The 22,541-nt window shown below is 69.7% G+C and carries 25 protein-coding genes and 1 other RNA gene; 20 read left to right on the plus strand and 6 right to left on the minus strand.

The window, feature by feature from the left end:
• Positions 1-139: 139 nt before the first annotated feature.
• The 4 genes from VKQ35_RS17795 to VKQ35_RS17810 all read left to right on the plus strand — a co-directional run bounded on the left by VKQ35_RS17795 (position 140) and on the right by VKQ35_RS17810 (position 3,911).
• Positions 140-646 carry an A24 family peptidase gene (locus VKQ35_RS17795; RefSeq protein WP_414692363.1) on the plus strand — a complete coding sequence of 169 codons (507 nt, stop codon included), beginning with the start codon at positions 140-142 and terminating at the stop codon, positions 644-646.
• Positions 647-718: 72 nt separating this feature from the next.
• The gene (locus VKQ35_RS17800) at positions 719-2,110 is read left to right on the plus strand and encodes a leucyl aminopeptidase family protein (protein WP_324364057.1); all 1,392 of its coding nucleotides are present in this window, start codon (positions 719-721) and stop codon (positions 2,108-2,110) included.
• Between the two features lie 2 nt (positions 2,111-2,112).
• Positions 2,113-2,946, plus strand: a complete 834-nt coding sequence (locus tag VKQ35_RS17805) for a C40 family peptidase (RefSeq protein ID WP_324364088.1) — start codon at positions 2,113-2,115, stop codon at positions 2,944-2,946.
• A gap of 2 nt (positions 2,947-2,948) precedes the next feature.
• The gene (locus VKQ35_RS17810; protein ID WP_324364058.1) at positions 2,949-3,911 is read left to right on the plus strand and encodes a polysaccharide deacetylase family protein; all 963 of its coding nucleotides are present in this window, start codon (positions 2,949-2,951) and stop codon (positions 3,909-3,911) included.
• Positions 3,912-3,926: 15 nt separating this feature from the next.
• Here VKQ35_RS17810 and VKQ35_RS17815 read toward each other — a convergent pair whose 3' ends face one another.
• Complete coding sequence (locus tag VKQ35_RS17815) at positions 3,927-4,646, minus strand: cytochrome c family protein (protein ID WP_324364059.1); 720 nt, start codon at positions 4,644-4,646, stop codon at positions 3,927-3,929.
• 135 nt (positions 4,647-4,781) lie between these two features.
• On the opposite strand from VKQ35_RS17815, the gene VKQ35_RS17820 reads away from it, so the two are divergent.
• Positions 4,782-5,519, plus strand: a complete 738-nt coding sequence (locus VKQ35_RS17820; RefSeq protein WP_324364060.1) for a 3-deoxy-manno-octulosonate cytidylyltransferase — start codon at positions 4,782-4,784, stop codon at positions 5,517-5,519.
• Positions 5,516-6,376 (plus strand): prephenate dehydratase, encoded by an 861-nt coding sequence (locus VKQ35_RS17825; protein WP_324364061.1) that lies wholly within the window; start codon positions 5,516-5,518, stop codon positions 6,374-6,376. Before VKQ35_RS17820 ends, VKQ35_RS17825 begins: the two co-directional genes overlap by 4 nt.
• A gap of 12 nt (positions 6,377-6,388) precedes the next feature.
• On the opposite strand, the gene nudC is transcribed toward VKQ35_RS17825, so the two are convergent.
• On the minus strand, positions 6,389-7,336 hold the full coding sequence (gene nudC / locus VKQ35_RS17830) for an NAD(+) diphosphatase (RefSeq protein WP_324364062.1): 948 nt from the start codon (positions 7,334-7,336) through the stop codon (positions 6,389-6,391).
• 87 nt (positions 7,337-7,423) lie between these two features.
• On the opposite strand from nudC, the gene yghU reads away from it, so the two are divergent.
• From yghU to VKQ35_RS17850, 4 genes are all read left to right on the plus strand, one after another.
• Positions 7,424-8,311, plus strand: a complete 888-nt coding sequence (gene yghU, locus VKQ35_RS17835; protein WP_324364063.1) for a glutathione-dependent disulfide-bond oxidoreductase — start codon at positions 7,424-7,426, stop codon at positions 8,309-8,311.
• A 37-nt stretch (positions 8,312-8,348) separates the two neighbouring features.
• A complete protein-coding gene (locus VKQ35_RS17840) occupies positions 8,349-9,113 on the plus strand; it encodes an SDR family oxidoreductase (RefSeq protein ID WP_324364064.1) in 765 nt (254 codons plus the stop codon).
• Positions 9,114-9,193: 80 nt separating this feature from the next.
• A complete protein-coding gene (locus tag VKQ35_RS17845) occupies positions 9,194-10,612 on the plus strand; it encodes a M20/M25/M40 family metallo-hydrolase (protein ID WP_324364065.1) in 1,419 nt (472 codons plus the stop codon).
• 53 nt (positions 10,613-10,665) lie between these two features.
• Positions 10,666-11,418, plus strand: a complete 753-nt coding sequence (locus tag VKQ35_RS17850; protein ID WP_324364066.1) for a methyltransferase — start codon at positions 10,666-10,668, stop codon at positions 11,416-11,418.
• A gap of 45 nt (positions 11,419-11,463) precedes the next feature.
• Here the strand turns inward: VKQ35_RS17850 and VKQ35_RS17855 are convergent, their stop codons facing one another.
• Positions 11,464-12,570: a hypothetical protein gene (locus tag VKQ35_RS17855; protein ID WP_324364067.1), complete on the minus strand. Its 1,107-nt coding sequence runs from the start codon at positions 12,568-12,570 to the stop codon at positions 11,464-11,466.
• Positions 12,571-12,729: 159 nt separating this feature from the next.
• Here VKQ35_RS17855 and VKQ35_RS17860 point away from each other — a divergent pair, with 159 nt between their 5' ends.
• Positions 12,730-13,317, plus strand: coding sequence for a hypothetical protein (locus VKQ35_RS17860; RefSeq protein WP_324364068.1), 588 nt, complete (start codon positions 12,730-12,732; stop codon positions 13,315-13,317).
• A gap of 6 nt (positions 13,318-13,323) precedes the next feature.
• On the opposite strand, the gene VKQ35_RS17865 is transcribed toward VKQ35_RS17860, so the two are convergent.
• On the minus strand, positions 13,324-13,605 hold the full coding sequence (locus VKQ35_RS17865) for a DUF2277 domain-containing protein (RefSeq protein ID WP_324364069.1): 282 nt from the start codon (positions 13,603-13,605) through the stop codon (positions 13,324-13,326).
• Positions 13,606-13,851: 246 nt separating this feature from the next.
• Here VKQ35_RS17865 and ffs point away from each other — a divergent pair.
• From ffs to VKQ35_RS17900, 7 genes are all read left to right on the plus strand, one after another.
• An RNA gene (gene ffs, locus VKQ35_RS17870) (signal recognition particle sRNA small type) lies at positions 13,852-13,950 on the plus strand.
• Between the two features lie 82 nt (positions 13,951-14,032).
• Complete coding sequence (locus VKQ35_RS17875) at positions 14,033-15,859, plus strand: DNA polymerase III subunit gamma/tau (protein WP_324364070.1); 1,827 nt, start codon at positions 14,033-14,035, stop codon at positions 15,857-15,859.
• 133 nt (positions 15,860-15,992) lie between these two features.
• Positions 15,993-16,370, plus strand: coding sequence for a cupin domain-containing protein (locus VKQ35_RS17880; RefSeq protein WP_324364071.1), 378 nt, complete (start codon positions 15,993-15,995; stop codon positions 16,368-16,370).
• The gene (locus VKQ35_RS17885; protein WP_324364072.1) at positions 16,367-16,687 is read left to right on the plus strand and encodes a YbaB/EbfC family nucleoid-associated protein; all 321 of its coding nucleotides are present in this window, start codon (positions 16,367-16,369) and stop codon (positions 16,685-16,687) included. Before VKQ35_RS17880 ends, VKQ35_RS17885 begins: the two co-directional genes overlap by 4 nt.
• A gap of 1 nt (position 16,688) precedes the next feature.
• Positions 16,689-17,291, plus strand: coding sequence for a recombination mediator RecR (gene recR, locus VKQ35_RS17890; protein ID WP_324364073.1), 603 nt, complete (start codon positions 16,689-16,691; stop codon positions 17,289-17,291).
• A gap of 32 nt (positions 17,292-17,323) precedes the next feature.
• Positions 17,324-18,532 (plus strand): DNA recombination protein RmuC, encoded by a 1,209-nt coding sequence (locus VKQ35_RS17895; protein WP_324364074.1) that lies wholly within the window; start codon positions 17,324-17,326, stop codon positions 18,530-18,532.
• A gap of 62 nt (positions 18,533-18,594) precedes the next feature.
• Entirely contained in the window at positions 18,595-19,104 is a 510-nt protein-coding gene (locus VKQ35_RS17900) for a peptide deformylase (protein WP_324364075.1), read from the plus strand.
• Between the two features lie 147 nt (positions 19,105-19,251).
• Here VKQ35_RS17900 and VKQ35_RS17905 read toward each other — a convergent pair whose 3' ends face one another.
• Positions 19,252-19,593: a cell surface protein gene (locus VKQ35_RS17905; protein ID WP_324364076.1), complete on the minus strand. Its 342-nt coding sequence runs from the start codon at positions 19,591-19,593 to the stop codon at positions 19,252-19,254.
• A 113-nt stretch (positions 19,594-19,706) separates the two neighbouring features.
• Between VKQ35_RS17905 and fmt the strand changes: the two genes are divergently transcribed.
• Positions 19,707-20,636, plus strand: a complete 930-nt coding sequence (gene fmt / locus VKQ35_RS17910) for a methionyl-tRNA formyltransferase (RefSeq protein WP_324364077.1) — start codon at positions 19,707-19,709, stop codon at positions 20,634-20,636.
• Positions 20,636-21,394, plus strand: coding sequence for a tRNA pseudouridine(38-40) synthase TruA (gene truA, locus VKQ35_RS17915; protein WP_324364078.1), 759 nt, complete (start codon positions 20,636-20,638; stop codon positions 21,392-21,394). The genes fmt and truA overlap by 1 nt, the downstream gene beginning before the upstream one ends.
• Here truA and dapE read toward each other — a convergent pair.
• A complete protein-coding gene (dapE, locus tag VKQ35_RS17920) occupies positions 21,367-22,515 on the minus strand; it encodes a succinyl-diaminopimelate desuccinylase (protein ID WP_324364079.1) in 1,149 nt (382 codons plus the stop codon). The two genes, truA and dapE, sit on opposite strands and share 28 nt — an antisense overlap.
• Positions 22,516-22,541: the final 26 nt, after the last annotated feature.

Here is a 22,541-nt window from a genome sequence, read left to right on the forward strand (position 1 = left end):
ACCAGTTGAGCCCAAGAGACCCCCCGACGGGCGACCGTCGGGGGGTTTTTCGTGGCTGAAGGCGGCGCTGAAGCGCGGACGCGAAACCCTCCGTTCATCGGCGCGCGCCATGCTGGGCGCCTTGGAGTTTGCAAAGATGCTGCACGCCGCCCAGACCCTGCTGTTGCTGATCTTCCCCGCCCTGGTGATAGCCGGCGCGCTGAAGGACCTGACCAGCTTCACGATTCCCAACCAGATTTCGCTGGCCCTGGCGGCGGCCTTTCCGATCGCGGCCATCGCACTCGGCGTGTCGCCTTCGGTCATCGGCCTGAGCGTGGCGGTGGGCGTCGTGGCGCTGGTCATGGGGATGGGCATGTTCGCGGCCGGCTGGATCGGCGGCGGCGACGCCAAGCTGTTCGCCGCCGCGGCGCTGTGGCTCGGCCTGCCGGGCGCGATGAGCTATCTGCTGTTCACGTGCATGGCCGGCGGCGCCCTGGCGATCGGCCTCCTGGGCCTGCGCTCGCAGCGGGTCCGCGCGATCATGCCGGCCGGGCCCGCCTGGTTCACGCGCCTCGCCGAGCCCGGCGAGAATGTGCCCTATGGCGTGGCTATCGCGGTCGGCGCACTGGCGGCCTTCCCGGTCTCGCCGCTGGCGGCGCACCTTTAGGGAAGTTGCGGGGCGCGCCCAGATGCGCCTAGGAGAAGGGCCGGTTCTTTCGTCCACTCCAGAGCGCCCGCCATGTCAGACGTGATCCTCGACACCGCTGACGCCGCCGCGATCCCGGTGCGCGCGATCCTGGAGCACGAGACCGGCCCGGCGCTGGACGCCGCTCCCCCCGGCGGCAAGGCCTATGCGGCCATCACCGAATTCAAAGGCAAGGCCGGGCAGATCCTGCTGATCCCAGGAACCGATGGCGCGCTCGCCAGCGTGCTGTTCGGTCTGGGCGAGGGCGGCGACCCGATGGTGTTCCGCAGCCTGGCCGCCAAGCTGCCGGCCGGAACCTATCGGATCGCCCGCGCGCCGGAGGGCATGAGCGCCGACCAGATCGCCATCGCCTTTGCGCTGGGGAGCTACAGGTTCGACCGCTACAAGGCCCATGCCGGGGAGCACGCCCGGCTGGTCGCCGAGGGCGCCAACGCCGTCGAGGTGCGCCAGGTGGCGCACGCCTGCGCGCTCGCCCGCGACATGGTCAATACGCCGGCCAACGACATGGGCCCGCTGCAGATCGAGACCATCGCGCGCGAAATCGCCGAGCAGCACAGGGCGCAGATCACGGTGGTCACCGGCGACGCCCTGCTGGAGGCCAACTATCCGGCGGTGCACGCCGTCGGCCGCGCCGCCCACCCGGCCCGCGCGCCCCGGATGATCGAGCTCACCTGGGGGCACGAGGGCATGCCGCTGGTCTGCGTGATCGGCAAGGGCGTGGTTTTCGACACCGGCGGCCTCGACATCAAGCCCTCGGCCGGCATGCGGCAGATGAAGAAGGACATGGGCGGGGCGGCGCATGCGCTCGCGCTCGGCCGGATGATCATGGCCGCCCGGCTGCCGGTGCGGCTGGTGGTGCTGACGCCGGTGGTGGAGAACGCGATTTCCGGCGACGCCATGCGGCCGGGCGACGTCCTGGCCTCCCGCAAGGGGCTCTCCATCGAGGTCGGCAACACCGACGCCGAGGGGCGGCTGATCCTGGCCGATGCGCTCACCCGGGCCAGCGAGCTGGAGCCGGCGTTGACCATCGACCTGGCGACGCTGACCGGGGCCGCGCGGGTGGCGCTCGGGCCGCAACTGCCGCCGTTCTACACCGACGACGACGAACTCGCCCGCCAGATCGAGGCGGCGGCGCTGGCCGAGCGCGACCCGGTGTGGCGGATGCCGCTCTGGAAGGCCTATGCCGACGCCCTCGACTCCGATGTGGCCGAGATCAAGAACGATCCGGACGGCTGGGCCCAGGCAGGATCGGTGACCGCGGCCCTGTTCCTGCAGCGCTTCGCCCCGTCCGGGCCCAAGTGCGGGCCCTGGGTGCATTTTGACATCTTCGCCTGGAACCCGCGCAACCGGCCGGGCCATCCGGTGGGCGCGGAGGCGCAGGCTATCCGCGGCCTTTACCGGATGATCCGGGATCGGTTCGCTTGAGCATGGACATGGATCCACGCACGACCCCCTTGCGGGACGGCATCGCCAGCCGGGCGCTGGAGGGCGTCCTGCGCGCCGAGGTCTATCTGGATTCCAAGGTCCGCGTCTGCGCAGCCCCGGCCGCGGGCATCCACCGCGCGCCCGACGCCGCCTCCGAACAGATGGACCAGCTGCTATTCGGCGAGACGTTCGAGGCGGTCGAGGAGGAGGGCGCCTACCTTTGGGGCCAGGCGCGGCGCGACGGCTATGTCGGCTTCGTGGCGGCCAGCGCGCTCGCCGCGCCGGGCCCCGAGCCGACGCACCGGGTCAGCGCGATCCGCACCTACGCCTTCGCCGAACCCAGCATCAAGGCCCGGGCCCTGGGCCCCTATTCGATGAACGCGCTGGTCGCGGTCGAAGCGGTAGAGGGCCGGCTCGCCAAGGCGGCCGGCGCGGGCTGGATGGCCGTGGAGCATCTGGCGCCCATCGGCGTCTTTGAGACCGACATGGCGGCGGTCGCCGAGCGGTTCCTGGGCGCCCCCTATCTGTGGGGCGGGCGTGAGAGCCTTGGGCTCGACTGTTCGGGCCTCTCGCAGGCGGCGCTGTTCGCCTGCGGCAAGGCCTGTCCCCGCGACGCCGATCAGCAGGCCGAAATGGGCCGCGCGATCGGCCGCGCCGACTTCGGCCGCGGCGACCTGGTGTTCTGGCGGGGGCACATGGCCATCGGCCTCGACGAGACCCGCATCGTCCACGCCAACGGCCACCACATGGCCGTCGCCATCGAGCCGCTGGACGAGGCCATCGCCCGCATCGACGCCGCCGGCGTCGGCCAGCCGACCGCGTTCCGCAGGCTCTAGAGTTGCGCGCGCTCGCCCTGGCCCTGCTGCTGGCGACGGTCGCCTCGCCAGCCTTGGCGGGAGAGGTGGCGCTGACCTTCGACGACCTGCCGACCATGGCGCTCTCGCCGACCACCGACTATGCGGTGGTGACCACCAAGGACCTGCTGGCCGGTCTAAAGCGTCACCGGTTCCCGGCCATCGGCTTCGTCAACGAGGTGAAGCTGGAAGCGCGGGACAAGCCCGAGCGGATCGCCTTGCTCAAGGCCTGGCTCGACGCCGGCATGGACCTGGGCAACCACACCTACGACCACCCGCACTTCACCACCGACGCCGCCGCCGAGATCGCCGAGGTCGAGAAGGGCGAGGTGGTGACCCGCGCCCTGCTGGCCGCGCGTCATCGCAGCCCCCACTGGTTCCGCCATCCCTACCTGGAGACCGGGGCCACCGACGAGGCGCGCAAGACCTTCGAGGCCTGGCTGGGCGCGCATGGCTACCGCGTGGCGCCGGTCTCCATGGAGAACTCCGACTGGATGTTCGCCATGCCCTATGACGAGGCGGTGCTGAAGGGCGATGCGGCCGAGGCCGCGCGCATCCAGAAGGCGTACCTCGATTTCACCGCTCAGATCGTCCCCTGGTACATCGCCGCGGCCAAGGGCGTGCTCGGCCGCGAGCCGAAGTTCGTTTTCCTGATGCACGCCACGCGGCTGAACGCCGAAAGCATCGATGGTCTGGCGGCGATCCTGAAGGCCAACGACCTGAAAGCCGTGACCCTGGCGCGGGCGATGACCGACCCGGCCTACGTCATGGCCGAGGACGCGGTCGGGACCAACGGCAACCAGTGGGTCAGCCGGTGGGCGGAGACGCTGAAGAAGCCCATGCCCTGGGCCAGCCTGCCCAAGCCGCCGGCCGATATCGCCGCGATCGACAACAGGCTGGAAGGCGCGGTCGGGCCGCCGGCGGCGCCGGCGAAACCCAAGCCCTAGGTCCGGCGGGGACGCCTACTTCGGCGCGGGCGCCGCGCCGGCGGGCGGCGTGGCCGGGGTGGTCGCCGCAGCCGGCTTGTCGCCGGGCTTGGCCGCCGGAGCACCAGGAGCGGCCGGAGCACCAGGAGCGGCCGGAGCCGCGCCCGCCGCCGGAGCTGCGCCACCGGCGGCAGGGGCCGCAGCCGCGGCCGCGGCGGCCGGGTTCGGCGCCGGGATCGGCAGCGTGCCGCCCTGGCCGCGCAGGTAGGCGATCAGGTTGATCCGGTCGACCGGCTGCTTCAGGCCGACGAAGGTCATCTTGGTGCCGTTCACGTAGGCCTGCGGGGCCTTGAGGTACTCGTAGAGGTGCTCGTAGTCCCAGACCGGCACCTTGGCGCCTTCAGCCTTCATGGCGTCGGAATAGGCGTAGCCGGCCTCGGTGCCGGGCTTGCGGCCCACGACGCCCGTCAGGTTCGGGCCGGTGCCGTTGGCGGTCAGGCTGTGGCAGGACTGGCACTTGGCGAAGACGGTCTGGCCGGCGGCCACGTCGGCCTTCGGCAGCACCGTGCCCCAGTCGGGCGGAACATCGGCCACGGCCGCGCCGCCGGTGTCTTCCACCACCTCGACCTTGAAGCCCGGCTTGGCGACCTTGTCCTCGCTGAACACCATGCCCGAGGCATTGACCAGCAGGGCGATGACGAAACCGGTGGCGAGCACCGCGCCGGCGTATTTGTTGAAGGCTAGGCTGTCGCTCATCTTCCCGAAATCGGCCCTCTAAGCGCCAGCGACTCGCGCCGGCGAAAGCGCGGGAATCCCGCCCCTTGTTGCGTCCGGCTCTCTTACACGCTACCGGCGCTCGCGCAACCGCCCAAGCACTGCCTCAGCGTATCTATGACCCCCATCGTCCTCATCCCCGCGCGCATGGCCGCAACCCGGCTCCCCGGGAAGCCGCTCGCTGACATCGGCGGCGTACCGATGATCGTCCGCGTGCTGAGGCAGGCGCAGGCCGCCGGCGTGGGGCCCGTGGCGGTCGCGGCGGGCGATCAGGAGATCGTCGACGCGGTCGAAAAAGCCGGCGGCCGCGCGGTGCTGACCGATCCCGATCTGCCGTCAGGCTCCGACCGGATCGTGGCCGCGCTCAAGGCGTTGGACCCGGCGGGGCGGCACGACGTGGTGATCAACCTGCAGGGGGACATTCCCTTCGTGCGGCCCGACGCGGTGGTCGCCGTGGCGCGCCTGTTGGAGGCTGAACCCTCCTGCGACCTCTCGACGGTCATGGTGGCCGAGGCCGATCCGGCGGAGCGGAGCAATCCGGATATCCCCAAGGTGGTGGCCGCGATGCAGGCCGACCGGCGCACGGCGCGGGCGCTCTATTTCACCCGCTCGGTGCTCTATGGCGACGGCCCGGTCTGGCTGCACCACGGCATCTACGGCTTCCGGCGCGCCGCCCTGGAGCGGTTCTGCGCCGCCCCGCCATCGCCGCTCGAGAAGCGCGAGCGGCTGGAGCAGCTGCGGGCGCTGGAACTTGGCATGTCGATCTGGGCGGCGGTGATCGACGAGGCGCCGATCAGCGTCGACAACCCGGCGGACCTTGAGCGTGCGCGGGCGCATGCTAGGACCCTTGCATGAGCAAGGCCCAAGCAGGTCACGGACGCATCGCCTTCCAGGGCGAACTGGGCGCCAACAGCCACGAAGCCTGCATGGCCGCCTATCCGGACATGCAGCCGGTCCCGCACGCCACCTTCGAGGACGCCTTCGAGGCGGTGCGGAAGGGCGACTGCCAGCTGGGCATGATCCCGGTGGAGAACTCGGTGGCCGGCCGGGTCGCCGACGTGCACCACCTCTTGCCCAACTCCGGCCTGAAGATCGTCGGCGAGCGGTTCAAGCCGATCCACTTCATGCTGATGGCCAATCCGGGCGTGACCCTGGACGACGTGAGGATCGCCGTCTCGATGCCGATCGCGCTCGCTCAGTGCCGCAAGACCATCCGGCGGATGAAACTGACCACCGAGGGCGTGGGCGACACCGCCGGCGCGGCGCGCATCCTGAGCCAGACCCCCGACAAGACCCGCGCGGCGGTCTCGCCGGCGCTGGCGGCGGAGATCTACGGCCTGGAGATCCTGGTCCGCGACATCGAGGACGAGCACCACAACACCACCCGTTTCCTGGTCATGACGGCGGACAAGGATCCGCCGCGGCCGCCGTTCACCGAGCCCTGCATCACCAGCTTCATCTTCCGGGTCCGGAACCTGCCGGCGGCGCTCTACAAGGCGCTCGGCGGCTTCGCGACCAACGGCGTGAACATGTCCAAGCTGGAGAGCTACATGGAGAACGGCGCCTGGGCGGCGACCTTCTTCTACGCCGAGGTCGACGGGCGGCCCGAGGACATCGCGCTCGCCCGCGCCTTCGAGGAGCTGCAGTTCTTCTCGGAGAAGTTCGAGGTGCTGGGGGTGTATCCGGCCGATCCGTTCCGGACGCGGGGGTAACGTCCCTCCCCATTAAGGGAGGGATGAGTCTTCCACCCAGGCCTTGATCAGCTGGTGGGCTATGGCGAGCCGGTTGGGGGCGGCGACGCCGTCGAGCTTGCCGGCGATCAGGTCGCGCGCTTCGGCGCGGGTGAACCAGCGGATCTCGGAGAGTTCGGCCTGGTCGGCGACGCCCTCGTCGTCCTCCACCTCGGCGATCAGGCCGATCATCAGCGATGAGGGATAGGGCCAGGGCTGGGTCGAGTGGTAGCGGACCTTGCGGGCGCGCAGGCCCGCCTCCTCGGACAGCTCCCGCGCGCAGGCCTCCTCGATGCTCTCGCCGGGCTCGAGGAAGCCGGCGAGGGCCGAGAACATCCCCTTGGGCCACTGTTCCTGGCGGCCGAGCAGGCAGCGGTCGCCGTGGTAGGCCAGCATGATCACCACCGGGTCGGTGCGCGGGAAGTGCTCGGTCTCGCAGGCGGGGCACTTGCGCTTCCAGCCGCCGTCCTGGGCCTCGCTGCGCTGGCCGCAGACCGCGCAGTGCGGATGACGCCGGCGCCACTCGAACATCTGCTTGGCGGTGGCGACGATGGCGGCTTCGTTGGGCGGCAGGCGCAGCGCGATCGAGCGCAGGTCCTCGAACTTGCCGAACCCCTGTAGCGGGCCTTCGCCGGGGTCGGCCGGGCCCTCCAGGTCGACGGCGAAGACGGCGGTTTCCTTCCAGAGGCCCATGAACAGCAGGCGCTCGGCGCCGCCGGCCAACTCGCCCACCAGCTTGGCCGGCAGATAGGCGATCTGCAGGCCGGTGGGGTTCTCGGCGGTCGGGGCGGGCTCGACGAGGGGGCGGCCGTTCCACATGGCGACGCCGAGGGATTCCGACGAGGCCAGCTGTTCGGCGATCCATTCGGGGTTGGTGCGCCGCTCGCTGGCGCGGTCCAGCGGGTTGCCGGCGAAGGTGTTGAGGAAGACGTCCAGGGCCATGGCCTCGGTACATAAGGCGTGGGCTCCGACTAGCCAAACGCGTTTGCGTCGCCCACATCGGAGGCTGCAACCGCAGGAGTTCTCAAGATGGCCGACGACACCGCCTACGTTCCCCCGAAGGTCTGGACCTGGGACAAGGAGAGCGGCGGCCGTTTCGCCAATATCAACCGCCCGATCGCCGGCCCGACGCACGAGAAGGAGCTGCCGATCGGCAAGCATCCCTTCCAGCTCTATTCGCTGGCCACGCCCAATGGGGTGAAGGTGACGGTGATGTTCGAGGAACTGCTGGAGGCCGGCCACAAGGGCGCGGAGTACGACGCGTGGCTGATCAACATCGGCTCCGGCGACCAGTTCGGCTCCGGCTTCGTGGAGGTCAATCCGAACTCCAAGATTCCGGCGCTGATGGACCGCTCGGGGCCCAAGCCGATCCGGGTGTTCGAGTCCGGCGCGATCCTCATTCACCTGGCGGAAAAGTTCGGCGGCGCCTTCCTGCCGACCGAGCAACCGGCGCGGGCGGAGACCTATTCGTGGCTGATGTGGCTGATGGGCTCGGCGCCGTTCCTGGGCGGCGGCTTCGGCCACTTCTACGCCTATGCGCCATCGAAGATGGAATATCCGATCAACCGCTACGCCATGGAGGTGAAACGCCAGCTCGACGTGCTGGACCGCCGGCTGGGCGAGGCGGAATATCTGGCGGGCGATCAGTACACCATCGCCGACATGGCCACCTGGCCCTGGTACGGCGCGCTGGTGAAGGGCGTGCTCTATGAGGGCGGCGAGTTCCTGAGCGTGCAGGACTACAAGAACGTGCAGCGCTGGACCGACCAGATCGCGGCGCGGCCGGCCGTGAAGCGCGGGCGGATGGTCAACCGGGCCTTCGGGGCGCCGGAAAGCCAGCTGCACGAGCGGCACGACGCCTCGGATTTCGAGACGAAGACGGCGGACAAGCTGGCGGCGGCGAAAGAGGGGGCCTAAACCCGAGGCGCCACGCAATGGGGAGAGCCGCCGCGCCATGGAGCTGAAGGACAAGATCATCGTCATCACTGGCGCGGCCAGCGGCATCGGCCGCGCGCTCGCGATCCGGTTCAAGGCCGAGGGCGCCAAGCTCATCGTCTGCGCAGACCGCGATGCGGCGGGCTGCCAGGCGACGGCGGAGATGGTCGGGGGCGTCGCCTTCACCACCGACGTCTCCCGCGAAGCCGACATCCAGAGCCTGATCGAGACGGTGGAGGCCGACCACGGCCCCATCGACCTCTTCTGCTCCAACGCCGGCATCGGCGTGGGCGGCGGCGCGGAAACGCCCAACGACGCCTGGCAGCGGATCTGGGACATCAACGTCATGGCCCACGTCTGGGCGGCGCGGCACCTGGTCCCCAGGATGGCGGCGCGCGGCGGCGGCTATCTCTTGAACACCGCCTCGGCGGCAGGCCTGCTTTCGCAGATCGGCTCGGCGCCCTACGCGGTGACCAAGCATGCCGCGGTGGGCCTGGCCGAGTGGCTGTCGATCACCCACGGCGACCAGGGCATCAAGGTCTCGGTGCTCTGCCCGCAGGCGGTGCGCACGGCGATGACCGCGAACAATCCCGATGGCGTCGCCAGCATCGACGGCATGATGGAGCCGGAGGTTCTGGCCGAGTCGGTGGTGCGCGGGATCGAGGCCGAGGAATTCCTGATCCTGCCGCATCCCGAGGTGCTGCAGTACATGCGCAACAAGACTGACAACTACGGCCGCTGGCTGGGCGGCATGCGCAAGCTGAACCGCCGCTTCGCCGGCTGAGCCAGGGCCGGCCGACCGGCTTGCCAGGACCGCCGCGACGCCGCAGGTTCGCGGGCGATTCTTCGAGGGGATTCCATTCCGTGTTCAGAACGCTGATTTCCGTGCTCGCCGTCTCGTCCGTCGCCGCCGGCCCGGTGTTCGCCCAGGCCCCGCAGCCCAGGCCCGACCAGGTCGAGTTCCGTGCGCTCTACAAGGAGCTGGTGGAGACCAACACCAGCCTCTCGGTGGGGAGCTGCACGCTCGCCGCCGAGCGCATGGCCGCGCGCCTGAAGGCGGCGGGCTTCCCCGACAGCGACCTGCACCCCTTCGCCGCGCCGGACCATCCCAAGGAGGGCGGCCTGGTGGCGATCTTGCCGGGCAGGGACCCCAAGGCCAAGGCGGTGCTGATGCTGGCCCACTTGGACGTGGTGGAGGCCAAGCGCGAGGACTGGACGCGCGACCCCTTCACGCTGGTCGAGGAAAACGGCTTCTTCTACGCCCGCGGCGCCGCCGACGATAAGGCGATGGCGGCCACCTGGGTCGACACCATGGCCCGCTACAAGAAGGAGGGCTTTCACCCGCGCCGCACGATCAAGATGGCGCTGACCTGCGGCGAGGAGACCAACGGGGCCTTCAACGGCGCTGAGTATCTGGCGAAGAACAAGCGCGACCTGATCGATGCTGCCTTCGCGATCAACGAGGGCGGCGGCGGCGACCTCGACGCCAACGGCAAGCCGGTCTTCATGGGCATCCAGGTGGGCGAGAAGCTGTCGCAGAACTACACCCTGGAGGTCACCAACCCGGGCGGCCATTCCTCACGGCCGGCGCCTGACAACGCGATTTATCACCTGGCCGCGGCGCTCACCCACATCCAGGCCTACCGCTTCCCGGTGACCTTCAACGACACCACCCGGGACTTCTTCACCAGGCTTTCCGCCACGCGCACGCCGCAGGAGCGCGAGGCGCTCGCGGTTCTGCTCAAGAACCCGCAGGACATGGCCGCGCGGGACCTCCTGGAAAAGGATCTCGATATCAACGCGATCCTGCACACCAACTGCGTGGCGACCATGCTGGACGCGGGCCACGCCACCAACGCCCTGCCGCAGCGGGCGCGGGCCAACGTCAACTGCCGCATCTTCCCCGGAACCAGTGTCGAAGAGGTGCGCCAGACGCTCGATCGGGTCATCGGCGATGCGAAGGTGAAGGTCACGGTTCGCGAGACCCGCAACGCGGTCGCCCCGCCGCCGCCGCTGGACCCCAAGGTGCTGGGGCCGGCCGAGAAGCTGGCGTCGGAGATGTGGTCCGGCGTGCCGAACGTGCGGCTGATGTCGGCGGGCGCGACGGACGGCGCCTTCCTCACGCCCGTGGGCATTCCGACCTATGGCATCAGCGGCGACTTCGGCGATCCGGATGGCGACGGGGTGCACGGCCTGAACGAGCACATCCGGGTCAAGGTGCTCTACGACAGCCGCGACTACCTCTACCGGCTGATGAAGATCTACGCCGACCAGGCCGACTGAGGCGCGCCTCCCCCAGCCGTGCTAGCCTCGCGGCAAATAGAGGGGGAAACGACATGACGATCCAGTTCAGAGGCGCCGCGCTTGGCTTGGCGCTCCTGGCGCTGAGCGCGAGCTGGGCCGGCGCTCAGCCGCCGAAGTTCGACATCCATTCGCCCATCGACCCGTCGCGCGGCGATGCGCTCTCAAGTCCGACCTACCACGGACCGGAGGTGCTGAAGTTCGTCGGCGTGAAGCCGGGCTGGCAGGTGGCCGACATCTTCCCCGGCCGGTTCACCACCGCCTTCGCCCAGGCCGTCGGGCCGAAAGGCAAGGTCTACGGCTTCATGCCCGATGAGATCCTCAAGGTGCACCCGGGAATCGTCGACCTGAAGGCGGCGCGCGCCAAGGATCCGGCCTGGTCCAACGTCACGACCCTGGCGGTGCCGATGAACGACATGGCGCTGCCGATGGGCCTGGACGCGGTCTTCATCCGCCAGAACTACCACGACCTGCATGTGCGCTTCATGGGCCCGGCCGATGTGCCGGCGTTCAACAAGAAGGTGTTCGCGGCGCTAAAGCCCGGCGGGGTCTTCGTGATCATCGACCACGTGGCGCCGGCCGGCATGGACGAGACCACGGCGGTCAACCGGCTGCACCGCATCAACCCGGCCGATGTGCGCGCCGAGGTGGAGGCCGCGGGCTTCAAGTTCGATGGCGAGAGCACGGTCCTGGCCATGAAGGACGACGACCACAGCAAGATGGTCCTGGACCCGGCGATCCTGGGCAAGACCGATCAGTTCATGTTCCGGTTCCGCAAGCCGAAGTAGCGCCGCTCATCTCCGCGCGGCGGAGATGAGCGGGGTTCTCGGCGCCTATTGCCCGCCGGGCTTGGCCCCGCCAGCGGCGGCTTCCTGTTCCTTGCGGCGCGCGCCGGCCAGGATGGCGGGCAGCGCGTAGTTGCCTTCGTGGCAGGCGTATTCGTAGACGATGCCCTTCAGGGGCGCGAAGTCGTACTCGCCGCCCCACGGCTTGTCCCAGGTGTCCGGATCCTCGACCTGGAACTGGTAATTGATCCGGGTCGGCGAGACGCGGGTGAAGCGCTCGGTGACCTTCAGGTGCTTCCACGAGCCCATGAAGGCGTCGCTCTGCGGGAAGTTGGTGGTCTCGACCACCAGGGTGGCGCCCTCCCAATGGCCGATCGAGTCGCCCATGTAGGGCCGCACGTCGTCGGGGCGGTGGCCGCCCTTCAGCCGGATGATGCGGGTGTCGTGGATCAGCTCGACCTGGATCACCACCGCGTCCGGGGTCTGCACGATGTTGTAGTCGTTGTTGTAGTAGCCGTTGGCCAGCATCGGCGGGCTGGAGTTGCGCCCGAAGCCCATGATGCAGCGTTCGCCAAGCGAGCGGTTTTCATAGCTGTCGTAGACGTCGCGATAGCGGCCGAACGCGGGCTCGGCGCCTGCCTTGCGGGCCGGCGGCAGGCCGTTCGCGGTGGTGATGATCGAGGAGCGGTACTCGCCGTTCACCACCATCATGTGCGCGCCCGGATCGATCCAGAAGGTGTTGTAGCCGCCCACGTCGCCACCGGCGGCAGCGAAGTCGGGCCGGATCTTCACCAGCTTGGCCTCGGGCGAATTTGGGTCGGTGACGGCGCCTGGACCCTTCTTCTGGTCGGTGGGCCGGTCGGCTTCGGCGAGCGCCTCGGAGAACGCCTGCTCAAGGCCGCGGGCCTCGGCCGGCGGCACCACCAGCTTGTCGGTGAGCTTCGCGTTGCGGGTGAGCGGCGTCATGGTCGCGTTCGACCAGTAGCCGGAGAGGTCCGGCTGACCGAAGGCGGTCTTCGGCGCCGTCCAGCCTTTCGGGGTTACGGTCGGATCGGCGTCGGCCTTCGCGGCGGGCGCCGCCGACGCCGGCAGGGTGAGCGCGAGGGCGGCGGTGGAAAGGGCGGTACCCAGCGCGAGGATGAGGACACGTCGCATGGCGTCAGACTCCCGGTGTAGCGTCTTGGCTTTGATCTTCGGTGGATCATAACATCAATTTCGGCTGACGCACGGGCAAGCGCAGCCTGTGACATCACGACCTTGCTTCCTGGGGTCAGGCGCCCCCCAACTGAGGGTTGGAAAGCGGGGCCGGCGGACATGCATCTCGATCCGAACGACGAGACCCTGCTGGGGGTGATCATCGGCGCCGTGCTGGCCTCGCTCGGCGGGCTGGTGTCGGGGCGGTTCGAGCAGCACCTGCGCCGCCGCGAACGCGAGCAGAGCGCCGCCCAGCTGTTCGGCGAGATCCTGGCGGCGCTCAAACTGATCCTGCGGCTGGCGGACGAGGCCCGCGGGCGCGGCGACCCCTATGGCCCGATCACGTTCAGGTTCCTGAAGGCCGCGGAGCGCGAGGCGCAGATCTATGAGCGCAACCGCGAGACCCTGTTCGACGTGGGCGACTCGGTCCTGCGCACGCGCACCCACCTGCTGCTGCTGCAGATCAGCCTGACGCTGGATGCGATGTTCGAGATCGTGCAGGCGCTGGCGGAGGGACGCCAGCCGCAGGTTCCCGGGCCGCCGTCGGACCATCCGCTGGATGGCTCCTTCACCTTCCTGATGGAGCTGCACGCGCAGATCCCGCCGCTGCTCGCGGCCTATGAGAAGATCGCCCGCCAGACCTTCGACGCCCACGACGCGGCCGTGCAGCAGACGCTGGGGCCAAGGCCGCCCGCCGCCGAGACCTAGGCGCGATCAGGCTGGGACGCGCGGGCCGAAGCGCTGGGCGGCGCGGGCCTTGGCCTTCTGCGCCTCGGTCTCGCGGTCGCGCGGCGGGGCGTGGGTCTCCAGGCTGTGCAGCAGCCGGTGACCCGCCTCGAACACCTCCTCGATGGCGGCGTTGAACGCCGCCTCATTGGCTTTCGAGGGCGCGTTGAAGCCGGCGAGCTTGCGCACGAACTGCAGCGAGGCCGCGCGGATCTCTTCGTGGGTCGCGGGTGGATCGAAATTGAACAGGGTCTTGATGTTGCGGCACATGGGCTGGAGCTCCGGCTGGGAGCGCAAGCGTGCGCGCGAAGGACCGATCGTCAAGGCCGGAAGGTTGGGGTGGGGTCGCTCTCCCGGCCGAAGAACTGTTACGCGAAGGCCGGGAGAGCGGCGCACGTGACGTTGTGAAAGGGCGCAATTGCCCACCGTGCGTGACCCCTACTTCAAGTTCGGCGCCAAGTGGCCCGCGGATGCATCGCACTTGCCTGCTTGGGTCCGATCCGCCATATGCCCTCGCGGAGATCGGCGGCGGGCGGACGCTTCGCCAACCTGGTCAGGGCCGGAAGGCAGCAGCCACAACGAATTCCGTTCCGGGTCGCCGTTCGGTCTCCACCTTTCCTTCCTTTTTCTGTGAGCGATCCGCCGCGCGCGGGCTTTGCGCTTTGCCGTGTGCGGGGCGTGCACTTACATGGGCGGCATGGCCGATGAAGACGACCTGACGCCCGTCGACGATGACGCGGGGCTCGCAGACGGGCCCCCGGCGATCGACATGTTCGGCGGGGCGCCCGTGGCGCCGACGCTCAGCGACGACGCCTCGGCCGCCTATACGGTCATCGCGCGCAAGTACCGGCCCAGGACCTTCGACGACCTCTATGGCCAGGAGGCCATGGTGCGGACGCTGAAGAACGCCTTCGCGTCCGGGCGGATCGCGCATGCCTTCATGCTGACCGGCGTGCGCGGGGTCGGGAAGACGACGACCGCGCGCCTGCTGGCCCGCGCGCTCAACTACGAGAGCGACACGATCCACGAGCCGACGCTCGACCTCGCGGTCGAGGGGATCCACTGCAAGTCGATCATCGAGGGGCGGCACATGGACGTGCTGGAGCTCGACGCCGCCAGCCGCACCAAGGTCGACGAGATGCGCGAGCTCTTGGACGGGGTGCGCTATGCGCCGACCTCCGCGCGCTACAAGGTCTACATCATCGACGAAGTGCACATGCTGTCGACCCAGTCGTTCAACGCCCTGTTGAAAACGCTGGAAGAGCCGCCGCCGCACGCCAAGTTCATCTTCGCCACCACCGAAATCCGCAAGGTGCCGGTGACCATCCTGTCGCGCACCCAGCGGTTCGACCTGCGGCGCGTCGAGCCGGAGGTGATCGTCAAGAACCTGGAGATGATCAGCGAGGCCGAGGGCGCGCGGGTCGAGGCCGAGGGGCTGATGCTGATCGCGCGGGCCGCCGAGGGCAGCGTGCGTGACGCGCAGTCGATGCTCGACCAGGCGATCGTCCAGGCCGAGCCCGGCCAGACGGTCACCGCGGCGACCATCCGCGACATGCTGGGCCTGGCCGACCGGGCGCAGACCATCTCGCTGTTCGAGCAACTGATGCGCGGCGAGGCGGGACCGGCGATCGAGACCTTCCGCACCCTCTACGGCTATGGCGCCAACCCGGATCAGGTGATGCTGGACCTGCTGGATCACTGCCATGGCGCGTCGGTCGCCAAGATGATCGGGCCGCAGGCGCTGGTGATGCCCAAGGACCAGTCGGCCAGGCTGGCGGCGGTGGGCGCCTCGATCTCGGCCGGGACGCTCTCGCGGCTCTGGCAGCTGACGCTGAAGGCCTATGAGGAGGTGCGCCGGGCGCCGGACGCGGCGGCGGCGACCGAGATGGCGCTGATCCGGCTGGCTTACGCCGCCGACCTGCCCGGGCCGGAAGAGGCGCTGAAGCGGCTGCAGGCCGGCGACCCTGCTTCGCCGGCGGGGCCGGCTTCGCAGGGCCCGGGCGGTGGCGGCGGGGCGGTGGCCTCGGGCGGCGGGTCGACGAACGCGGTGGCGCGAGGCTTTGCGTCTCCACAGCCGCAGGCGGCGAGCGAACCGGTCGCGGTGATCAACACCTTCGAGGAGATGCTGGCCCTGATCGAGAAGAAGCGGGACATCTCGCTGAAGCTCGACGTGGAGCGGTTTGTCCGGCCGATCAGCTTCCGGCCCGGCGCCATCGAGTACGAGCCCGCGCCCGGCGCGCCGGTGAACCTGGCGCAGCGGCTCGTGGCGCGGCTGAAGGACTGGACCGGCGAGCGCTGGCTGATCGCCGCCCAGGGCGGCGGCGGGGCCGAGAGCCTCTGGGAGCGCCAGAAGCGCGAGGAGCGCGAGGTCAGGAGCGAGATCGAGCAAGACCCCTTCGTGGTCGCGGTGATGAAGACCTTCCCCGGCGCCGAGATCCTGGGCGTCCGCACGATCCCGCAGGCCGAGGCCCCCGAAGGGACAGCGACCCCGGCCGACGAGGAGGGGGATGATGAGGACGACTGACGGCGAAGCCGTTTTCGACACGAAGACCACGAAGGACACGAAGACCACCAAAGTCGGGATCGCGAGGCGTCTTCGTGGTCTTCGTGAGCTTAGTGGTCTTTGTGTTTTGATCGGCGCCTGCGGCGCTGCAGCCTTGCCGGCCCCAGCCCAGCCCGCGCCGCCGCTGATCAATGAGGCGATCGCGATCGCGCCGGGGTTCGAGACGCATATGCAGGTGATCAATATCGCCCCGGCCGGCGACGGGCCGCTGACCACGGCGGGGCAGCGAGGGCACCGGCACCCGGCCTCGACCTACGCCTATGTGACCAAGGGCGCGGTGATCAACCGGCTGGGCGACCAGCCGGAGAAGCGTTTCGAGACCGGCCAGGCGTGGTCTGAAACGCCCAATCAGCCGCACTATATTGTCAACGCCAGCCGCACCGAACCGGCTCAGCTGGTGGTGGTCCAGATCGTCAAGAGCGGGACCACGGTGCTCACCGAACCCCTGCCCCTCACCGGAGCCGCCAAGTGAAAGACCTCTCCTCGCTGATGAAGCAGGCCCAGGCCATGCAGCAGAAGATGGGCCAGGCGCAGCAGGAGCTGGAGCAGATGGTGCTGCTGGGCCAGGCGGGCGACGGCCTGGTCAAGGTCACCCTGCGGGGCACCGGTCAGATCACCCGCATCGACATCGACGACAGCCTGATGGTCCCCGGCGAGGCTGACATGGTCGGTGACCTGGTGGCCGCCGCTCACGCCGACGCCAAGCGCCAGCTCGACCAACGCTCGGCCGAGCTGATGGCCAAGGCGGCCGGACCGCTCGCCGGGATGCCCGGCATGCCGAAGTTCTGACTTGGCCGCGTCAGCCGGACCCGAGATCGAGCGGCTGATCAGCCTGCTCTCCAAGCTGCCGGGCCTGGGGCCGCGGTCGGCCAGGCGCGCGGCCTTGGCGCTTTTGAAGCGGCGCGACCAGCTGCTCTCGCCCCTGGCCGACGCGCTCGCCGAAGCCGCGGCGCGGGTGAAGGTCTGTGCGACCTGCGGCAGCCTCGACACCCAGGACCCCTGCGCGATCTGCGCCGACCGCACGCGCGATGGCAGCCTGATCTGCGTGGTCGAGGAGGTGGGCGCGCTCTGGGCCATGGAGCGGGCCAGCGCCTTTCGCGGCCGCTATCACGTGCTGGGCGGCCTGTTGTCGGCCCTGGACGGCGTGGGGCCGGACGCCCTGCGGGTCAACGGCCTGGTGGCGCGGGCGTCAGACGGCGCGGTCCGCGAGGTGATCCTGGCGCTGCCGGCCACGGTCGATGGCCAGACCACCGCCCACTACCTCGCCGACCGCCTGGCCGGCGCCGGCGTTTCGGTGACCATGCTGGCGAGAGGCGTGCCGGTCGGCGGCGAACTCGACTGGCTGGACGACGGCACCATCGCCCAAGCCATGCGGGCGCGGCGCCCGGCCTAGCGGCGACTCAGCTAAGGGTCTAAGAACACAGCATGAACGGATCGCTGATCTTCGCTTTCGCCTGCGCGGTTGTCGCTGTGGCGGCTATCGCTTGGGCTCTCTGGGAGCGGCAGCGCGGGCGCATGCAGCTCGACATGGCCAAGACCCAGGCCGAACTGGTCTCGAGCCAGGTGGCGCAGTCGGCGGCCGGCGTGGCCGAGGCGATCCTCAAGAAGAACGAGGAGGCGATCCACAACCGCGAGCAGCTGGCCCAGGCGCGCCTGGAGGCGCAGCTGAAGCCGGTGGCCGAGAGCCTGCAGAAGTTCCAGGAGCACGTGGCGCTGGTCGAGAAGACCCGCGTCGAAGAGACCGGCGGCCTGAAGGAACAGATCGCGGCGCTCCTGCTGGCGTCGACGGCGACGCAGGACGAGGCGCGCAAGCTGTCCTCGGCGCTGCGGCGTGGCGCCGGCGTGCAGGGGCGCTGGGGCGAACAGACGCTGCGCAACGTGCTGGAGCAGGCGGGGCTTTCCAGCTTCTGCGACTTCACCGAACAGGCCTCCACCGACACTGAGGAAGGCCGGCGGCGGCCGGACGTGGTGGTCAAGCTGCCGGGCGGCGGAGTCTTCGTCATTGACGCCAAGTGCTCGCTGAACGCCTTCCTGGAGCTGCAGGCCGCCGAGGCCGAAAGCGAACGGGAGGCCGCCGGACTGCGCCATGTGCAGAGCGTGCGCGGCCATATCGCAGGGCTGTCGGCCAAGGCCTATTGGGACCAGTTCGAGGGCTCGCCGGACTTCGTGGCCATGTTCGTGCCGCTGGATTCGGCGCTCGCCGCCGCGGTCGACCGCGCGCCGACCCTGATGACCGAGGCCATGGACCGCAAGGTGGTGATCGTCACCCCGACCACGCTCTTCGCGCTTTGCAAGGCGGTGGTCTACGGCTGGCGGGTCGAGGAGCAGGCGGCCAACGCGCGGACCATCGCCGAGCTGGGGCGCGAACTCTACAAGCGCATCGCCACCATGGGCGCGCACGCGGGCTCGGTCGGCAAGGCCCTGGAGGCGGCGGTCGCGCGCTACAACCAGTTCGTGGGCAGCCTGGAGACCCAGGTGCTGACCCAGGCGCGGCGCTTCGAGGAGCTGAAGGTCGACCACGAGGGCCGCAAGGTCGAGGTCCTGGAGCCGCTCGACACCGCCGTCCGCCCGCTGGCCAAGCTTCCCACCGAGCCCCCGCCGCAGGTGCGGCTGGTGAAGGGCGAGGAAGGCTGATCCTGGCGCTGAGGCCATTCGCCCACCTTGACGGTCGGGAATAGGCCCCTTACGTCGCGGCCATGGCCATCAGAGACATCCTCGTCGTTCCCGACCCGATCCTGAAGAAGGTCTCGGCGCGCGTCGACGTGGTCGACGACGAACTGCGCGCGCTGATGGATGACATGCTCGAGACCATGTACGCCGCGCCCGGCATCGGCCTGGCGGCGATCCAGGTGGGCGTGCCCAAACGGGTGATCGTCATGGACATCTCCGGGCCCGAAGACGAGAAGGCGCCGCGCTTCTTCGTGAACCCGGAAATCCTCTGGGCCTCGGAAGAGACCGCCCCCTACGAAGAGGGCTGCCTGTCGGTGCCGGAGATCTATGACGAGGTCGAGCGGCCGGCGCGGGTGAAGCTGCGCTACCAGGACTATCAGGGACAAGTCATCGAGGAGGACGCCGAGGGCCTGTTCGCCGTCTGCATCCAGCACGAGATGGATCACCTGGACGGGGTCCTGTTCATCGACCACCTCTCGCGGCTGAAGCGCGAGCAGGCGGTGAAGAAGGTCAAGAAGCAGGCGAAGGCGGCCTGATGCTCCCCTTAGGGGGAGCTGTCAGCGAAGCTGACTGAGGGGGTTGCAGCCCACTCCGTTTTCCGCTGCGGGTGAAACCCCTCCGTCTCGACGCTTGCGCGCCGAGCCACCTCCCCCTGACGCGCGCGAGGCGCGCTGGTGGAGGATCTATTTTTTAGAGACGTCGTCCTTGGCCTTGTTGAGGGCCGCGTCGGTCTTGTCGCCCGCGTCCTTGGCGCCTTCCTTCAGCTTCTCGCCGGCTTCGTCGGCGGCGGCCTTGGTCTTGGCGGCGGCTTCTTCCGTTCCCTGCTTGATGTCCGAGCCCAGCTCCTTGGCGGCGGGCGCGTTGGTGACGTCCTTGGCGGCCGCCGCGGCGTCGTGGCCCACGGCCTTGAGGTCGTCGCCGGTCTTCTCGGTGGTGGCCTTGGAGCAGGCAGCCAACGCCAGCCAGAGTCCGAGCACGATGGCGAGGTGGGAATTGCGCATGACGAGTTTCGCTGCGGGCTTCATGGGGCGGGCGTCCTTCGAATTACGGTTAACCAACGGTTAAGCTCCGGCCGAGGTTCCGCTGGCTGCAAGTCCGGCGCCTTTGCGCGGGCATCCCCCGCGGGTAGAACCCGCCCATGCGGATCGCCTTCCTGGGAACTCCCGACTTCGCGCTGGCCGCGTTGCGCCGTCTGGTCGCCGGGGGCGAGCATGAGATCGCCTGCGTCTACTCCCAGCCGCCGGCGCCCCGCGGCCGCGGCCACACCCTGCAGCCCTCGCCGGTGCACGCCTTCGCGCTCGATTCTGGACTGATGGTGCGCACCCCTGTCTCAATGCGGGACCCGGGCGAGATCTTCGCCTTCGAGGCGCTTGAGCTGGACGCCGCTGTGGTGGTGGCCTTCGGCCAGATCCTCGTTCGAGAGGTGATCGAGGCGCCCCTGCTGGGGACCTTCAACCTGCACGGCTCGCTGCTGCCCCGCTGGCGGGGCGCGGCCCCGATCCAGCGCGCGGTGATGGCCGGCGACCCGGTGACTGGGGTGGAAGTGATGCGGCTTACCGAAGGCCTCGACGAGGGGCCGGTGCTGGCGTCGGAGACCCTGCGCATCGGGCCGCTGGACACGGCGGGCACGGTGCACGACCGGATGGCGGCGATCGGCGCGGAGCTCTTGGCCGCGACCCTGCCGCTGATCGAGGCGGGGACGGCCATCGAGCGCGCCCAGAGCGAGGACGGCGTCACCTACGCCAAGAAGATCCGGCCCAAGGAAGCCAGGCTCGACTGGGGCAAGACCGGCGCCGAAATCGACCGCAAGATCCGCGGGCTGTCGCCCTTTCCGGGCGCCTGGTTCCTGCTGCCGACCGACAAAGGGCCGGTGCGGGTCAAGGCGTTGCTCTCCGCCTTCGAGGACGCCGAGGGGCCTGCGGGCCAGGTGCTGGACGACCGGCTGCTGGTCGGGACAGGCGCCGGCGCGGTGCGGCTGCTGCGCGTGCAGCGCGAGGGCAAGGGGCCGCAGCACGCCGAGACCTTCCTGCGCGGATCGCCGGTGGCCGCCGGGACGCTGCTCTCCTGATGCCCCGCTACCGGCTCCTGCTGGAGTACGACGGCGGCCCGTACAACGGCTTTCAGGCCCAGGCCGACCAGCCGACGGTGCAGGGATCGCTGGAGCGCGCGGTCGCGGCCTTCTGCGGCGAGACGGTGCGGGTGCACGCGGCCGGGCGCACCGACACCGGCGTGCATGCCACGGGCCAGGTCTGCCACATCGATCTGGAGAAGGACTGGCCGGCGGAGACCGTGCGCAATGCGCTGAACGCCCACCTGCGCGGCGAGCCCATCGTGGTGCTGGCGGCGGACGTGGCGCCGGAGGGCTGGCACGCGCGCTTCACAGCGACCGAGCGGCGCTACCGCTACCGCATCCTCAACCGCGCCGCGCCGCCGGGGCTGGAGCGCGGCCATGTCTGGCACGTCAAGGCGGACCTGGATGCGGACGCCATGCACGCGGCGGCCCAGGCGCTGATCGGCCTGCACGACTTCACCACCTTCCGTGACGTGGCCTGCCAGGCGAAGTCGCCGGTGAAGACGCTGGACGTGGCGCGCGTGACCCGCGTGGGCGAGGAGGTCGTGCTGGTGTTCGAGGCGCGCTCGTTCCTGCATCGGCAGGTGCGGTCCATGACCGGCTCGATCGCCGAAGTGGGTCTTGGCCGGTGGACGGCGGAGGATTTGGCCGCCGCGCTCCAGGCCAGGGACCGCAAGGCCTGCGGCCAGGTGGCGCCGGCTGACGGGCTCTATCTGACCGGGGTGAGTTACTCGGCCGGGAACGACGCGAAATAGCGCTCGATCAGCTTTTCATAGACCGCCTGCAGCTGGCGGATCTCGGCGACGGGGGCGCCTTCGTCGACCTGGTGCATGGTCTTGCCGACCAGGCCCAGTTCGACCACCGGGCAGAGCGCGCGGATGAAGCGGGCGTCCGACGTGCCGCCGGAGGTGGAGAGCTCGGGGTCGCGGCCGGCCACGTCGCGCACCGCGGCGGCGGCGACGTCGGTGAAGGGCCCGGGCTCGGTCAGGAAGGCCTCGCCGCTGATCTGCGGGACCACGTCGACCTGGCCGTTGAAGCCCCTGCCGGCCTCGAAGGCCTCCGCCTCGATCCATTTGGCGAGGTCCTCGCCGGTGTGGTGCGGGTTGAAGCGGATGTTGAGCTTGGCCATCGCCACGCCCGGAATGACGTTGGTGGCGGTGTTGGGGACGTCGATCCGGGTGATCTCCAGGTTGGACGGCTGGAACTCGGGGTAGCCCTCGTCGAGCACATGCTCCTGCAGGCGCAGCAGCAGGCGCAGCAGCACCGGCACGGGGTTGGCGGCGCGGTGCGGATAGGCCACGTGGCCCTGCACGCCGGTGACGGTGATGTCGACGTTGATCGAGCCGCGCCGGCCGACCTTGATCATGTCGCCGAAGGCCTCCGACGAGGTGGGCTCGCCGACCACGCAGTGGCTGATGACCTCGTCTTCGATGTCCAGCGCCTCGACCACCATCTTGGTGCCGTGGGTGGCCACGCCCTCCTCGTCGCCGGTGATCAGGAAGGAGAGCGAGCCCAGGACCTGGCCCGCCGCGATGGCCTTTTCCGAGGCCGCGGCGAAGGCGGCGATGGCGGACTTCATGTCGACGGCGCCGCGGCCGATCAGGACGCCGTCCACCTCCTTGGCCTCGAAAGCGCCCTGGCTCCAGGCGGCCGCATCGCCCACCGGCACCACGTCGGTGTGGCCGGCGAAGCAGAGGTTGGGGCCGACCGTCCCGTAGCGGGCGTAGAGGTTCTCGATCTCGCCGAACTTCATGCGGCGGCAGGCGAAACCCAGGCCGCTCAGGGTCTGCTCGACGATGTCCATGGCGCCGGCGTCCGCGGGGGTCACCGAAGGCGCTCGGATCAGCTGTTTCGTCAGGTTGATCGCGTCGATCAATCTCGTCGCCCGTCGGGTTGATGCCT

Source organism: Phenylobacterium sp. (genome assembly GCF_035309685.1).
Lineage (GTDB): Bacteria > Pseudomonadota > Alphaproteobacteria > Caulobacterales > Caulobacteraceae > Phenylobacterium.

Coding starts and splice junctions, on each gene's coding strand:
- VKQ35_RS17865 (WP_324364069.1), bottom strand. CDS start 13,605: ATGTGCCGCAACATCAAGACCCTGTTCAATTTCGATCCACCCGCGACC.
- VKQ35_RS17900 (WP_324364075.1), top strand. CDS start 18,595: ATGGCCATCAGAGACATCCTCGTCGTTCCCGACCCGATCCTGAAGAAG.
- yghU (WP_324364063.1), top strand. CDS start 7,424: ATGGCCGACGACACCGCCTACGTTCCCCCGAAGGTCTGGACCTGGGAC.
- VKQ35_RS17825 (WP_324364061.1), top strand. CDS start 5,516: ATGAGCAAGGCCCAAGCAGGTCACGGACGCATCGCCTTCCAGGGCGAA.
- fmt (WP_324364077.1), top strand. CDS start 19,707: ATGCGGATCGCCTTCCTGGGAACTCCCGACTTCGCGCTGGCCGCGTTG.
- VKQ35_RS17815 (WP_324364059.1), bottom strand. CDS start 4,646: ATGAGCGACAGCCTAGCCTTCAACAAATACGCCGGCGCGGTGCTCGCC.
- truA (WP_324364078.1), top strand. CDS start 20,636: ATGCCCCGCTACCGGCTCCTGCTGGAGTACGACGGCGGCCCGTACAAC.
- VKQ35_RS17855 (WP_324364067.1), bottom strand. CDS start 12,570: ATGCGACGTGTCCTCATCCTCGCGCTGGGTACCGCCCTTTCCACCGCC.
- VKQ35_RS17860 (WP_324364068.1), top strand. CDS start 12,730: ATGCATCTCGATCCGAACGACGAGACCCTGCTGGGGGTGATCATCGGC.
- VKQ35_RS17840 (WP_324364064.1), top strand. CDS start 8,349: ATGGAGCTGAAGGACAAGATCATCGTCATCACTGGCGCGGCCAGCGGC.
- nudC (WP_324364062.1), bottom strand. CDS start 7,336: ATGGCCCTGGACGTCTTCCTCAACACCTTCGCCGGCAACCCGCTGGAC.
- VKQ35_RS17820 (WP_324364060.1), top strand. CDS start 4,782: ATGACCCCCATCGTCCTCATCCCCGCGCGCATGGCCGCAACCCGGCTC.
- VKQ35_RS17875 (WP_324364070.1), top strand. CDS start 14,033: ATGGCCGATGAAGACGACCTGACGCCCGTCGACGATGACGCGGGGCTC.
- VKQ35_RS17905 (WP_324364076.1), bottom strand. CDS start 19,593: ATGAAGCCCGCAGCGAAACTCGTCATGCGCAATTCCCACCTCGCCATC.
- VKQ35_RS17895 (WP_324364074.1), top strand. CDS start 17,324: ATGAACGGATCGCTGATCTTCGCTTTCGCCTGCGCGGTTGTCGCTGTG.
- VKQ35_RS17800 (WP_324364057.1), top strand. CDS start 719: ATGTCAGACGTGATCCTCGACACCGCTGACGCCGCCGCGATCCCGGTG.
- VKQ35_RS17850 (WP_324364066.1), top strand. CDS start 10,666: ATGACGATCCAGTTCAGAGGCGCCGCGCTTGGCTTGGCGCTCCTGGCG.
- VKQ35_RS17805 (WP_324364088.1), top strand. CDS start 2,113: ATGGACATGGATCCACGCACGACCCCCTTGCGGGACGGCATCGCCAGC.